This is a genomic window from Actinomadura oligospora ATCC 43269, assembly GCF_000518265.1.
Lineage (GTDB): Bacteria > Actinomycetota > Actinomycetes > Streptosporangiales > Streptosporangiaceae > Spirillospora > Spirillospora oligospora.
In genome coordinates, this window is record NZ_JADG01000004.1 from 126,658 (window position 1) to 139,026 (window position 12,369).

16 protein-coding genes are annotated in these 12,369 nt (G+C 73.6%); 5 read left to right on the forward strand and 11 right to left on the reverse strand.

The genetic code is table 11. The annotated features are described in order from the left end of the window. Positions 1-2: 2 nt before the first annotated feature. From P696_RS0105115 to hisD, 8 genes are read right to left on the reverse strand one after another with little or no spacing between them, the layout of a single operon-like run. Positions 3-845 (reverse strand): ATP-grasp domain-containing protein, encoded by an 843-nt coding sequence (locus P696_RS0105115; protein WP_026411474.1) that lies wholly within the window; start codon positions 843-845, stop codon positions 3-5. Beyond that, positions 842-1,603 (reverse strand): imidazole glycerol phosphate synthase subunit HisF, encoded by a 762-nt coding sequence (gene hisF, locus P696_RS0105120; protein WP_026411475.1) that lies wholly within the window; start codon positions 1,601-1,603, stop codon positions 842-844. The genes P696_RS0105115 and hisF overlap by 4 nt, the downstream gene beginning before the upstream one ends. Continuing rightward, on the reverse strand, positions 1,600-1,986 hold the full coding sequence (locus P696_RS0105125; RefSeq protein WP_026411476.1) for a RidA family protein: 387 nt from the start codon (positions 1,984-1,986) through the stop codon (positions 1,600-1,602). Before P696_RS0105125 ends, hisF begins: the two co-directional genes overlap by 4 nt. Beyond that, positions 1,983-2,738, reverse strand: a complete 756-nt coding sequence (gene priA, locus P696_RS0105130; RefSeq protein ID WP_026411477.1) for a bifunctional 1-(5-phosphoribosyl)-5-((5-phosphoribosylamino)methylideneamino)imidazole-4-carboxamide isomerase/phosphoribosylanthranilate isomerase PriA — start codon at positions 2,736-2,738, stop codon at positions 1,983-1,985. Before priA ends, P696_RS0105125 begins: the two co-directional genes overlap by 4 nt. 30 nt (positions 2,739-2,768) lie before the next feature. Further along, complete coding sequence (gene hisH / locus P696_RS0105135; RefSeq protein WP_026411478.1) at positions 2,769-3,410, reverse strand: imidazole glycerol phosphate synthase subunit HisH; 642 nt, start codon at positions 3,408-3,410, stop codon at positions 2,769-2,771. A gap of 2 nt (positions 3,411-3,412) precedes the next feature. Further along, positions 3,413-4,006 carry an imidazoleglycerol-phosphate dehydratase HisB gene (gene hisB, locus P696_RS0105140; RefSeq protein WP_026411479.1) on the reverse strand — a complete coding sequence of 198 codons (594 nt, stop codon included), beginning with the start codon at positions 4,004-4,006 and terminating at the stop codon, positions 3,413-3,415. Next, complete coding sequence (locus P696_RS0105145; RefSeq protein WP_026411480.1) at positions 4,003-5,103, reverse strand: histidinol-phosphate transaminase; 1,101 nt, start codon at positions 5,101-5,103, stop codon at positions 4,003-4,005. The genes hisB and P696_RS0105145 overlap by 4 nt, the downstream gene beginning before the upstream one ends. After that, a complete protein-coding gene (gene hisD, locus P696_RS0105150) occupies positions 5,100-6,407 on the reverse strand; it encodes a histidinol dehydrogenase (protein ID WP_026411481.1) in 1,308 nt (435 codons plus the stop codon). The genes P696_RS0105145 and hisD overlap by 4 nt, the downstream gene beginning before the upstream one ends. A gap of 267 nt (positions 6,408-6,674) precedes the next feature. Here hisD and P696_RS0105155 point away from each other — a divergent pair, with 267 nt between their 5' ends. Then, positions 6,675-6,875 carry a hypothetical protein gene (locus P696_RS0105155; RefSeq protein WP_026411482.1) on the forward strand — a complete coding sequence of 67 codons (201 nt, stop codon included), beginning with the start codon at positions 6,675-6,677 and terminating at the stop codon, positions 6,873-6,875. 150 nt (positions 6,876-7,025) lie between these two features. Here P696_RS0105155 and P696_RS0105160 read toward each other — a convergent pair whose 3' ends face one another. Next, positions 7,026-7,850 (reverse strand): PhzF family phenazine biosynthesis protein, encoded by an 825-nt coding sequence (locus P696_RS0105160; RefSeq protein WP_026411483.1) that lies wholly within the window; start codon positions 7,848-7,850, stop codon positions 7,026-7,028. A 73-nt stretch (positions 7,851-7,923) separates the two neighbouring features. Continuing rightward, a complete protein-coding gene (locus P696_RS0105165; protein WP_157429527.1) occupies positions 7,924-8,160 on the reverse strand; it encodes a hypothetical protein in 237 nt (78 codons plus the stop codon). Between the two features lie 259 nt (positions 8,161-8,419). Here P696_RS0105165 and P696_RS0105170 point away from each other — a divergent pair, with 259 nt between their 5' ends. Beyond that, on the forward strand, positions 8,420-9,169 hold the full coding sequence (locus P696_RS0105170) for an LON peptidase substrate-binding domain-containing protein (protein WP_026411485.1): 750 nt from the start codon (positions 8,420-8,422) through the stop codon (positions 9,167-9,169). A gap of 81 nt (positions 9,170-9,250) precedes the next feature. Next, entirely contained in the window at positions 9,251-9,751 is a 501-nt protein-coding gene (gene ybaK / locus P696_RS53995) for a Cys-tRNA(Pro) deacylase (protein WP_026411486.1), read from the forward strand. On the opposite strand, the gene P696_RS53595 is transcribed toward ybaK, so the two are convergent. Continuing rightward, complete coding sequence (locus P696_RS53595) at positions 9,635-10,369, reverse strand: hypothetical protein (RefSeq protein ID WP_245627509.1); 735 nt, start codon at positions 10,367-10,369, stop codon at positions 9,635-9,637. The genes ybaK and P696_RS53595 overlap by 117 nt on opposite strands. A 225-nt stretch (positions 10,370-10,594) precedes the next feature. Between P696_RS53595 and P696_RS43410 the strand changes: the two genes are divergently transcribed. Together P696_RS43410 and P696_RS0105190 are read left to right on the forward strand one after the other, a co-directional pair. Beyond that, complete coding sequence (locus P696_RS43410) at positions 10,595-11,341, forward strand: DUF6882 domain-containing protein (protein ID WP_051466885.1); 747 nt, start codon at positions 10,595-10,597, stop codon at positions 11,339-11,341. A gap of 57 nt (positions 11,342-11,398) precedes the next feature. Beyond that, positions 11,399-12,283: an LLM class flavin-dependent oxidoreductase gene (locus P696_RS0105190; protein WP_026411488.1), complete on the forward strand. Its 885-nt coding sequence runs from the start codon at positions 11,399-11,401 to the stop codon at positions 12,281-12,283. Positions 12,284-12,369: the final 86 nt, after the last annotated feature.

A 12,369-nucleotide genomic window follows, 5' to 3' on the forward strand; every position in this document is an offset into this window, starting at 1 on the left:
GCTCAGAGGCGGGTGGCTATGGCCTTGGCGTAGGTTTCGGCGGCTTCGGGGGTGGCGTCCAGGAAGAGGGAGGGCTCGGTGAGTTCGAGTTCCATCAGGACCGGGGTGCCGTCGGGGCCGGTGACCATGTCCACGCGGGCGTAGAGGAGGTCGGGGGCGCCGGGGACGGCGGCCAGGGCCTGGTCGGCGAGAGCGAGCTGGGCTTCGGTGGGGACGGCCGGGGTGATGGCGCCTCGGCCGTCCTCGCCGGTGACCAGGCCCTCGATGCCCGCGCCCGCGCGAAGGATGGGGGACTTGCGCGCGGCGTGGCTGAACTCGCCGCCGCAGTACAGCAGGGCGGTCTCGCCCTCGGTGTCCACGGCGGAGAGGAAGGGCTGGACCATGGCCGGGCTGCCGCGGAGGGCCTCGAGATGGGCGCGGGCCTGGTCGTCCTCGACGCCGCGCTTCCAGCGGGCGGTGTCGCGGGAACCACAGGAGACGGCGGGCTTGACGACGAACTCGTCCCAGTCGGGCAGGTCGGCCGGGTCCCAGAGGGTCGGGACGGTCGGGACGCCCGCCTCGGCGAGGTCACGCAGGTAGCGCTTGTCGGTGTTCCAGCGCAGGACGTGCGCCGGGTTCGCGACGCGGGGCAGGGCGTCCGCCCAGGCCAGGAACTCGGCCAGGCGGTCGACGTAGTCCCAGGTGGAGCGGATCACGGTGAGGTCGTAGGCGGACCAGTCGACCGACGGGTCGTCCCAGACGACCGAGTCGGCGGTGACGCCGAGGGGGGCGAGCGACGAGCGGAGCAGCTCGGCCTCGTAGCCGCCGTCGGGGATCGCGGCGAACGTGGCTAGGGCTACCTTCAACGGACGGGGTGTCCTTCCTGGCGCAGGGCGGCCTTCACGGCGGGGATCGTGAGCTCGCCGAAGTGGAAGACCGACGCGGCGAGGACCGCGTCGGCCCCGGCGGCGACGGCCGGGGCGAAGTCGCCCACGGCGCCCGCGCCGCCGGACGCGATGACCGGCACCGACACCTCGGCCCGGACGGCCCGGAGCATCTCCAGGTCGTAGCCGGTCTTGGTGCCGTCGGCGTCCATCGAGTTCAGAAGGATCTCACCCACGCCGAGGTCCTCGGCACGGCGGGACCACTCGACGGCGTCGATGCCGGTGCCGCGGCGTCCGCCGTGGGTGGTGACCTCGAAGCCGGACGCGGTGCCCTCGGCGCGCCGGGCGTCGACCGACAGGACGACGCACTGCGAGCCGAAGCGGTGCGCGGCCTCGCGCAGGAACTCGGGACGGGCGATCGCTGCGGTGTTGATCGACACCTTGTCGGCCCCGGCGCGCAGCAGCCTGTCGACGTCCTCGACGGTCCGGACGCCGCCGCCGACGGTGAGCGGGATGAACACCTGCTCGGCGGTGCGGCGCACCACGTCGTAGGTGGTGGAACGGTCCCCCGACGAGGCGGTGATGTCGAGGAAGGTCAGCTCGTCGGCGCCCTCGGCGTCGTAGCGTGCGGCCAGCTCGACCGGGTCCCCGGCGTCACGCAGGTTCTGGAAGTTGACGCCCTTGACCACACGTCCGGCGTCGACGTCCAGGCAGGGGATCACGCGTACGGCGACGGTCATGAGGCACCCCGGTAGGCGTCGATCTCGATCTCGACCAGCTGGCGCGGGTCGATGAGGCCCGCGACGACGAGCATGCTCGTGGCGGGACGGACCTCGCGGAAGAACTCGGCGTGGGCGCGGCCCACATCGCCCGAGAAGGCGGCGTCGGTGACGTACAGCCGGGTGCGGACGACGTGCTCGCGGCCGAGGCCGAGGCGTTCGAGCGACCACAGCGCGATCTCGATCGCCGTGCGGGTCTGCTGGTACGGGTCGCCGACGTGGACGACCTCGCCGTCGACGGTCGCGGTGCAGCCGGACACGAACGCGTGGTCCCCGGCGAGGACGGCCCGGGAGTAGCCGATCTTGTCCTCCCAGGGACCGCCCGAGGTGATGCGCTCGATCAACGCACGGCCTCCAGCGCCTCTTCGAGCGTGAACGCGCCCGCGTACAGCGCCTTCCCGACGATCGCGCCCTCGAGTCCGCCCCGACCAACCGCCCCCGACCGACCTCCCGGACCACCCTCGACCAGGCCGGACAGCGCGCGCAGGTCGTCCAGGGACGAGACGCCGCCCGACGCGATGACCGGCTTGTCGGTCCGCGTGCAGACCTCGCGGAGCAGGTCGGTGTTCGGGCCGCGCAGCGTGCCGTCCTTGGTGACGTCGGTGACGACGTAGCGGGGGCAGCCGTCGGCCTCCAGGCGCGCGAGGACGTCCCAGAGGTCGCCGCCCTCGCGGGTCCAGCCGCGCGCGGCGAGCGTGGTCCCGCGGACGTCCAGGCCGACCGCGATCTTGTCGCCGTGCTCGGCGATGATCTTGCGGCACCAGGCCGGGTCCTCCAGGGCGGCGGTGCCGATGTTGACCCGCGTGCAGCCGGTCGCGAGGGCCGCCGCCAGGGACGCGTCGTCGCGGATGCCGCCGGACAGCTCGACCTTCACGTCGAGCCGTCCGGTGACCTCGGCGAGCAGCTCGCGGTTGGAGCCGCGGCCGAACGCGGCGTCGAGGTCGACCAGATGGATCCACTCGGCGCCCGCCTCCTGCCAGGCGAGGGCGGCCTCCAGCGGCGCGCCGTAGGAGGTCTCGGTGCCCGCCTCGCCCTGCACCAGGCGCACGGCCTGGCCGTCGGCGACGTCAACGGCGGGAAGCAGCGTGAGTGACATGGGGTCCTAACCAGAAGAAGGGAACGAACGTCAGTCGACCGTGGCGAGCCAGTTCTCCAGGAGCCGGGCTCCCGCGTCGCCGGACTTCTCCGGATGGAACTGGGTGGCGCACAGCGGGCCGTTCTCAACGGCGGCGACGAAGCGGTCGCCGTGCTCGGCCCAGGTGACCAGCGGCGGCTTGATGTTGCCCATGGGGTCGGCCTGCAGCTCCCAGGTCCTCACGCCGTAGGAGTGCACGAAGTAGAAGCGCGTGTCCGCGTCGAGCCCGGCGAACAGCCGCGAGCCGGACGGGGCGTCCACGGTGTTCCAGCCCATGTGCGGCAGGACGGGCGCCGACAGCCGCTCGACCGTGCCGGGCCACTCGTCGCAGCCGTCGGTCGTGACGCCGTGCTCGACGCCCTTCGCGAACAGGATCTGCATGCCGACGCAGATGCCGAGCACCGGACGGCCGCCCGCGAGCCGCCGTCCGATGATCCGCTCGCCCCTGATCTTCAGCAGTCCCGCCATGCACGCCTCGAACGCGCCGACGCCGGGGACGACCAGGCCGTCCGCGGCGAGGGCGGCGTCGAAGTCGGAGGTCACGGTGACGTCCACGCCGTGCCGGGCGATCGCGCGCTCGGCCGAGCGCAGGTTCCCCGACCCGTAGTCGAGGACGACGATCGACTTGGCCATGCCTACAGGGCTCCCTTGGTGGACGGGATGCCGTGCACCTTCGGGTCGAACGCGACCGCGTCGCGCAGCGCCCGCGCGAGCGCCTTGAACTGCGCCTCGACGATGTGGTGGGCGTTGCGGCCGTAGGGGACGTGGACGTGCAGGCAGACGCCCGCGTTGGAGACGAACGACTCCAGGATGTGCCGGGTCATCGTCGTGTCGTACTCCGGCCCGATCATCGGGGCCATGCCCTCGGGCTCGCTGTGCACCAGGTACGGACGGCCCGCGATGTCCACGGTGACCTGGGCGAGCGCCTCGTCCAGCGGGACCGAGGCGTTGGCGAACCGGCGGATGCCCGCCTTGTCGCCGAGCGCCTCGCGGAACGCCTGCCCGAGCGCGATCGCGGTGTCCTCGATCGTGTGGTGGCTGTCGATGTACAGGTCGCCGGTGGTCTTGACGGTCAGGTCGAACGAGCCGTGCTTGCCGAGCTGGGCGAGCATGTGGTCGTAGAAGCCGACGCCGGTCGCGACGTCGACGACCCCCGTCCCGTCGAGGTCGATCTCGACGAGGACCTCGGTCTCCTTGGTCCCCCGCGAGACCCTGCCCGTGCGGCTCACTTGCTCTCCTTGGTCGCGGTCCTGAGTGCGTTCTTGAAGGCGTCCATCTCGGCCGGGGTGCCGACGCTGACCCGCAGCCACTCGGGCGGTCCGACCTCCCGGATCAGGACGCCGAGGTCGAGCATCCCCTGCCACACGCGGCGGCGGTCGGGGAACGTCCCGAACAGGACGAAGTTGGCGTCGGAGTCGGCGACGCGGAAGCCCTCCGCGCGCAGCCACTCCACGATCTCGTCGCGCTCGCGGCGCAGCGCGTCCACCGAGCCGAGCAGATCATCCGCGTGGGCGAGCGCGGTGCGCGCGACGGCCTGCGTGACGGCCGACAGGTGGTACGGCAGCCGGACGAGCAGCAGCGCGTCGATGACGGCCGGGTCGGCGGCGAGGTAGCCGAGGCGCGTCCCGGCCATCGCGAACGCCTTGGACATCGTCCGGGTGACGATCAGCCGCGGGTGGCCGTCCAGCAGGGTCAGCGCGGACGGCGTGCCCTCGCGGCGGAACTCGGCGTACGCCTCGTCCACCACGACCATGCCGGGGGCCGCCTCGAGGACGGCCTCGATCGCGGCGAGCGGCAGCGCGGTGCCGGTCGGGTTGTTCGGCGAGGTCAGGAACACCACGTCCGGCCGGTGCTCGCGGACGGCCCGGACGGCGGCCTCGTGCTCGAGCCCGAAGTCCTCGTCGCGGAAGGCGTTGACCCAGCGGGTGCCGGTGACCCCGGTGATGATCGGGTGCATCGAGTAGGACGGCTCGAACCCCAGCGCCGTCCGGCCGTGCCCGCCGAACGCCTGGAGGATCTGCTGGATGATCTCGTTGGAGCCGTTCGCCGCCCAGACCTGGCGTCCGGTCAGGCCCACCCCGGGCGTGTCGGAGTTCAGGAACGCGGCCAGGCCGTCGCGCAGGGCGACGGCGTCGCGGTCCGGGTAGCGGTTCAGGGAGCCCGCGACGTCCATGACGGCGTCGCCGAGCGCCTTCACGAGCGGCTCGGACGGCGGGTAGGGGTTCTCGTTGGTGTTCAGCGCGACCGGGACGTCCAGCTGGGGTGCCCCGTAGGGCTCCCGGCCCCGCAGGTCGTCGCGGATCGGGAGGTCGGAGAGGGAAGTCAAGAAGGGATCTCCCAGTCGAAGCGGGCCTTCATCGCGGCCCCGTGGGCGGGCAGGTCCTCGGCCTCGGCGAGCGTCACCACACGCGCGGTGGCGTCCGCGAGGGCGGTCCGGTCGTACTCCACGACATGGACGCCGCGCAGGAACGACTGGACCGACAGGCCGGACGAATGGCAGGCGCACCCACCGGTCGGCAGGACATGGTTGGAGCCCGCCAGGTAGTCCCCCAGCGACACGGGCGCGAACGCCCCTACGAAGATCGCGCCGGCGTTCCGGACCCGGGCGGCGACGGCGCCCGCGTCCGCGGTCTGGATCTCCAGGTGCTCGGCGGCGTACGCGTCGACGACCTTCAGGCCCGCCTCCACGTCGTCCACCAGGACGATCCCGGACTGGCGGCCCGCGAGGGCCTCGGTGATCCGCTCGGCGTGCCTGGTGCGGCCCACCTGGACGGCCAGCTCGGCCTCCACGGCGTCCGCGAGCTCGACCGAGTCGGTGACCAGGACGGCCGCGGCGAGCACGTCGTGCTCGGCCTGGCTGATCAGGTCGGCGGCGACGTGCACCGGGTCGGCGGTGCGGTCGGCGAGCACGGCGATCTCGGTCGGGCCGGCCTCGGAGTCGATCCCGATCACGCCCTTGAGCAGCCGCTTGGCCGCCGCGACCCAGATGTTGCCGGGCCCGGTGACCAGGTCGGCGCGGGGGCACTCCTCGGTGCCGTAGGCGAACATCGCGATCGCCTGGGCGCCGCCCGCCGCGTACACCTCGTCCACGCCGAGCAGCGCGCACGCCGCCAGGATCGTCGGGTGCGGCAGCCCGCCGAAGTCACGCTGCGCGGGCGAGGTGACCGCCAGCGAGCCGACCCCGGCCGCCTGCGCCGGGACGACGTTCATCACGACGCTGGACGGGTAGACGGCGCGTCCGCCCGGCACGTACAGGCCGACGCGTCCGACCGGGATCCACTTCTCGGTCACGGTGCCGCCGGGCACGACCTTCGTGGTCACGTCGGTGCGGCGCTGGTCGCGGTGGACCTTGCGGGTGCGGCGGATCGCCTCTTCCAGCGCGTCCCGCACGGCAGGGTCGAGCTCGTCGAGCGCCTTCTCGATCTCCTCGACCGGGACGCGGGTGGACTCCAGCGCGACGCCGTCGAACCGCTCGGTGTACCCACGCACGGCCGCGGCCCCATGATGGCGCACGTCCTCGCAGATGGGCCGCACCTTCTCAAGGGCGGCCTCGACGTCGAGTTCGGCGCGGGGCAGCACGGAGCGCAGGTCGCCGGGAAGCGAACCGCGCAGGTCGATACGGGAGATCACCAGTTCAGTCTACGGAGTGCGTCCAAACGACGAAGCACCGTCTCGCCTGCCGAGACGCGCGTCACGACGACTCGGGGGGCGTATGTGACGCACGCGACGTTCGTGAACCGTGGGCGGCAGGTGCGGCGTCGGCAGGGAGCGAGAACTGTCTCTCGCCGGACAGGCGCTCCGCGTGGAGGGCGGCGGCGGTCACGCGACCGCCGCGCCGGAATCGGATCACGGTGCCGAACGCGTTCGCAGCGCCGCACGTGATCATTCGCGGCCCCCGTGATCACCGTGCCGGGCGTGATCACGGCGCCGGACACGATCGCCGTGCCGGACACGGTCGCCGTGCCGGACACGGTCGCCGTGCCGGACACGATCACCGCGCCTCACGTAATCAGCGCGCCTCACGTAATCAGCGCGGCTCGCGTGATCACCGCGTCTCACGTGATCAACATGTCGGACGCGGTCGCGGTGGTCCGCTGACGCCCCGGTTCCCGCCCTCCCAGTGCGGGAGCCGGGGCGTAGCGCGTTCCAAAGGCGATTTCCGATCGTGGGCGCGTTCCGTTACGCCCGCCCTTCCCGGACGGTCACGCCCATCCGTCCCCGACGGTCATATCCGCCTTGCCTGATTGGTCAGGCGGAGAGCGTTCCGTCCAGGACGGTGACGGCTCCCCCGGTGAGGACGACCCGGTCGCCGCGCAGCTCGGTCCGGACGTACCCGCCACGCTCGGACGCCTGGTAGCCGGTCAGGTCGGAGCGTCCGAGGCGGGCGGCCCAGAACGGCGAGAGGGCGCAGTGCGCCGAGCCGGTCACCGGGTCCTCGCCGTCGCCGCGCAGCGTGCGGGCGCCGAAGAACCGCGACACGAAGTCGTGGTCCGCGCCCGGCTCGGCCGCCGCCGTGATGATCACGCCGCGCGCGTCGATCTCTCCGAGCCGGGCGTTGTCGGGCGTCAGGGTCCGGACGGTCTTGGCGTCGGCGACCTCGGCGAGGACGTCGTTGATCGACGTCCGGCCCGTCCAGGCCACCGGGACGCCGAGCGCGGCGGACAGGCCGTCCGGCTCGACGATCTCCTCGGGCGGGCAGGCCGGGAAGTCCATCGCCAGGCCGCCGCCGGGCGCGGGCGTCACGGTCAGGACGCCGCTGTGCAGCGTCCGGAACCGCAGCGGCCGGTCCGGCGCGGCCGTCCCCGTGCTGAACAGGGCGTGCGACGCGGCCAGCGTCGCGTGCCCGCACAGGGTCACCTCGACCAGCGGGGTGAACCAGCGCAGCTCGAAGTCGGCGTCCGGATCGGCGTCCGGGCCCGTGAGCGGCCGGACGAACGCGGTCTCGGAGTGCTTCAGCTCCGCCGCGACCCGCTGCATCCAGCCCGGGTCGGCGGGACCGTCCATCAGGCAGACCCCGGCGGGATTCCCGGCGAACGGGCGTTCGGTGAAGGCATCGACGACCAGCGCTCTCATGCCCTCGACGCTAACCGCGCGGCCGTCCCCGCAAAACAGCCAATCCACGGCAGTGGACTGCTCGGACGGTCCGTCAGGCGCGGCCGGTCAGGCGGAGGAGCTGCGCCAGGCGCGCGCGGATCGGGCCCCGCGCCGCCCGCCCGGTCACGTCCCCGGCGTCCGGATCGCCCGCGGCGGGGCGGACGACGTGATGGACGTCATGGCCGTGGGCGGTCCCGTCGCAGAAGTGGGCGTCCCAGCGGCGCGGGCAGGCGACGATCCAGCCGATCACGAAGCCCACGGACAGGCTCGCCACCCCCGTCATCATCATGTTGAGCCACATTCGTCGGTCGTTCTCCAGGTTTGTCCGGAGAGCGAACCCCCCGGGAGTAAGGCGACGCTAGTGGCACCCCTGGCCCCTGACCGGCGGCTTTACCGGAACCGGCCCGGTCCGCCCGCAAACCCGTGCCCCGTTCCGGCCACGCTGGAGTGCCTCGCACGCGGCTGCCCTCGCCGGGACCGGCGACGTAGGCTGGCGAAGAGGGCATCTGTCGCGCCCGGGCCCGGCGGGCACGAGTGGGGAGGACGCGATGACCGACCGGATCGCGCTGTTCCCACTGAGCGCCGTCCTCTTCCCCGGAGTCGTCCTGCCGCTCCACCTGTTCGAGGAGCGCTACCGGACCCTGCTGGCCGACCTGATGGACGGCCCGGAGCCCCGCCGGTTCGGGGTGGTGGCGCTGGAACACGGCCGCGAGACCGCCGGTTTCGGCGAGCCGGGCGTCCCCGGCGCCCCGGGGCCCCCGGAGGGCGGCCCGGACGGTTCCGACGCCCCGGACGGCATCGGTCCCCCGGCCGCGCCGCTGCGGCTGGCGGAGATCGGCTGCGTCGCCGAGCTGCACGAGGTCGTCCCGCTGCCCGAGGGGCGGTTCGACGTGGTCACGGTCGGCGGACGCCGGTTCCGGCTGAAGGAGCTGGACCGTTCCCGTCCCTACCTGTGCGGGGACGTGGAGTTCCTGCCGGAGGAGCCGGGGGCGGCGGGCGACGACCTGGTCCGGCGCGTCCGGCGGCTGTTCCACCTGTACCGGCACCGGCTCGCGGCGGCCGGCGCGGACGCGGCCGACCCGGCGGAGCTGCCGGACGACCCGGTCGCGCTGTCCTACCTGGTCGCGGCGGCGACCGTCCTCGACCCGGCGGACAAGCAGCGGCTGCTCGCCGCCGAGGACGCCGCGCACCGGCTGCGCGCCGAGCGCGACCTGCTGCTCCGCGAGACCCGGCTGCTGGACGCGCTGCCGACCGTCCCCGCCGGGCAGTTCCTGGACGCCTCCGTCCATCCCAACTGACCGTCCCACCCCAACCGACCGTCCGCTCCGGCACCGGCCGTTCCCCGCGCCTTGATCGTCTTTTGGGGCAGACTGGGCGGCATGGCGAAGGGGAAGAAGCAGCAGGGCGGCACCGGCACCCCGGCGACGGTGGCCGCGAGCAAGGCGGGGATCGAGTTCGAGCTGCACCCCTACGAGGTGGACCCGGACGCCGAGTCCTACGGCGAGGCCGCGGCCGAGGCCCTCGGCATCGCGCCCGACCGGATCTTCAAGACGCTCCTCGCCGAGGTGGACGGGAGGCTGACCGTCGGGGTCGTCCCGGTGTCGTCCACGCTGGACCTGAAGGCCCTCGCCTCCGCCGCCGGGGGCAAGAAGGCCCAGATGGCCGACCCGCACGACGCCGAGCGCGCCACCGGGTACGTCGTCGGCGGGATCAGCCCGCTCGGGCAGCGGAAGCGGCTGCCGACCGTGATCGACGCGTCGGTGTCAGCCCTCGCGACCGTCTACGTCTCGGCGGGACGGCGCGGACTCCAGATCGAGCTCGCCCCCGCCGACCTCGTGCGCCTGACCGGAGCCCGGCTCGCCGCCATCGCCCGCCGCTAGCCCACCGTCGCCGTCCCTGTCGCCGTCGCCGTCCCTGTCACTGTCGCCGTCCCTGTCGCTGTCCGTGTCCGGCCGTCCGCCGGCGTCCGGTTCGCCGGAGGCTCCGGCGGGGAGGCGCTTGACGATCACTTCGAGCACCGCGTACGCGGCGACCGCGGCCAGCGGCCAGAAGATCAGGATGCCCTTGGCGCGGACGTCGGCCGGGCCGTCGACCTGCGCGCCGTCCGCGCCGGTGCGCAGGACGTGCTGGTAGTGCGAGAGCCCGAATCGGTGCCCGACCCACCACGCGAGCAGGGACGCGGCCGTCCCGCCGATCGCGAGGCCGACCAGCAGCGGGACGTCGTTGCCGCGTCCGCCGAACCGGTAGGCGACCAGGCCGCACAGCAGCCCGGCCAGAATGCCGATCAGGGCGAACCGGGCGTCGGCGCCGATCGGCGCCTGGCTCTCGCCGTCGGCGAAGAAGGCCTCGCCGCGTACCACCACGAAGCCGACCGTGGGCGCCACCGCGTGCCACACCAGCCCGGCGACCGGGCCGAGCACCGCGACCAGCACGGTGGTGACCACCGAGGCCCGCACCGCCCTCAGGGCCCGCGCCTCTCCCAGGGACCGTCCCCGCACCTCGTACGCTCCTCACGGGCCGCGGACCGCGCCCGTAGCCGTCCGTCGCCGATCAACAGCGAAAGCCTAACCCCCTCCCCGGGCGGCCCAGGACCGCGCCCCCGCCGCCCCGCGCCCCACCCCGCCGCATATCAGGACATGTCGGAAACGGCTCAGGAACCGGCGCGCTCTTTCGCCGGATTCCCCCCTCCAGACCGCCGGTTTCTTGAGATAATGTTGCCCGACATGTCCGGATTCAGTCCCGCGTTCGAGCGCCTCGGCGCCGCCCTCTCCGCGGTCGTCCTGCAGCAGCAGGAGACGCTCGCGGAGTTCCTGCCGCGCGAGGACTGGAGCGCCGACCTGACCGCGCGCACCTACACCAGCGGCGGCGTCACCGTGCGCGTCGGGCTGCTCGGCAGCTACGCCACGCGCGAGCGCACCTGGTTGTGGGGCTGGGCCAACCCCCAGTTCGGCGAGGACCACCCCGCCGTCCGCCCCACCCTGCCGATCCGGGCCCTCGGCGAGCGCCTCGGCATCCCCGAGTTCACCACCCCCGAGGTCGACCTGTCCTGGTACGAGGGCCCCGCCGGGCACGGCGGCGAGCTGGTCGCCATGGCGGCGGGCGGCGTCCTCGGCGGAGGCGGCTACATCGGCGCCGGTTACGACGGCGGCTCGGCCTACCTGCACGTGGACGACCCCCAGGCCCCGCCCGCCGGGTGGGACCCGGTGCCCGTCCCCCGGCTGCTCACCAACGCGGCCGGGCTGTTCGCGCGCGACCCGCGCCTCACCCTCGCCCGGTTGCTCAGCCACCACCGGGTGCCCTACCGGGAGCGGGACGGCGTCACCGAGGTCGCGCTCCCCGGCGGCGGCACGGCCCGCGCCGTGTTCGACGACCGCGGACGCTTCGCCCGCTGGGAGGCCGACCTGGCCCCCGCGTCCCTGCCGGACGACCGGGGCGTCCCCGGCGTCCCGGGCGTCCCCGCCGTCCACTGAACCGCGTCACCCGGGGCCGCGACGCAGGGCATGATCACGCTCGGCTAGGTTTCGGGCATGCGATTCGGCATCCAACTCAACCCCGTCGCGAGCGGGCTGGACGACATCCGCGCGCTCGCCCGGCAGGCCGACGCGGCCGGCCTCGACCTGCTCGGCGTCCAGGACCACCCCTACGCCGCCGATCTCGCCGACACCTTCGCGCTGATCGCCACCGTCCTCGCCGAGACCGAGCGGATCCGCGTCTTCCCGGACGTGGCGTCCCTGCCGATGCGCGGGCCCGCCATGGTCGGCAAGCAGGCCGCGACCCTCGACCTGCTCAGCGGCGGACGGTTCGAGCTCGCCCTCGGCGCGGGCGCGTTCTGGCCCGCCATCGAGGCGATGGGCGGGCCGGTCCGCACCACCCGCGAGGCCCTGGCCGCGCTCACCGAGGCCATCGAGATCATCCGCGCGATGTGGCGGCCCGGCGAGACCGTCCGGGTCGAGGGCGAGCACTACACGGTCAAGGGCGTCCACGCCGGGCCCGCGCCCGCGCATCCGGTCGGCATCTGGCTCGGCAGCGTCGGCCCCCGCGCCCTCGCCCTCACCGGACGCGTCGCCGACGGCTGGGCCGCGCCCATCCCGCACTACCTCAACTACGAGAAGTGGCCCGAGGCGCAGCGGATCATCACCGACGCCGCGGTCGAGGCGGGCCGCGACCCGGCGTCCATCACCCGGATCTCGCAGCTGGTCGGGCACATCACCGACACCCCGACCGGACCGCCCGAGCTCACCGGCGAGACGCCCATCCACGCCGACGCCGCGACCTGGGCCCGCGTCCTCGCGGACCTCGCGACCGACGGCGGCTTCGACACCTTCGTCTACTGGCCGGAGCAGGCCGAAGAGCACCAGCTCCGCCTGTGGACCGACGAGGTCATCCCCGCGACCAGGGAACTCCTCGCCTGACCACCGAAAAGCCAGGGGGCCGGGACGGCGATCCGTCCCGGCCCCCTGGCGTGAGCGCGTCAGTACGTCAGCGCGTCAGCTCAGAT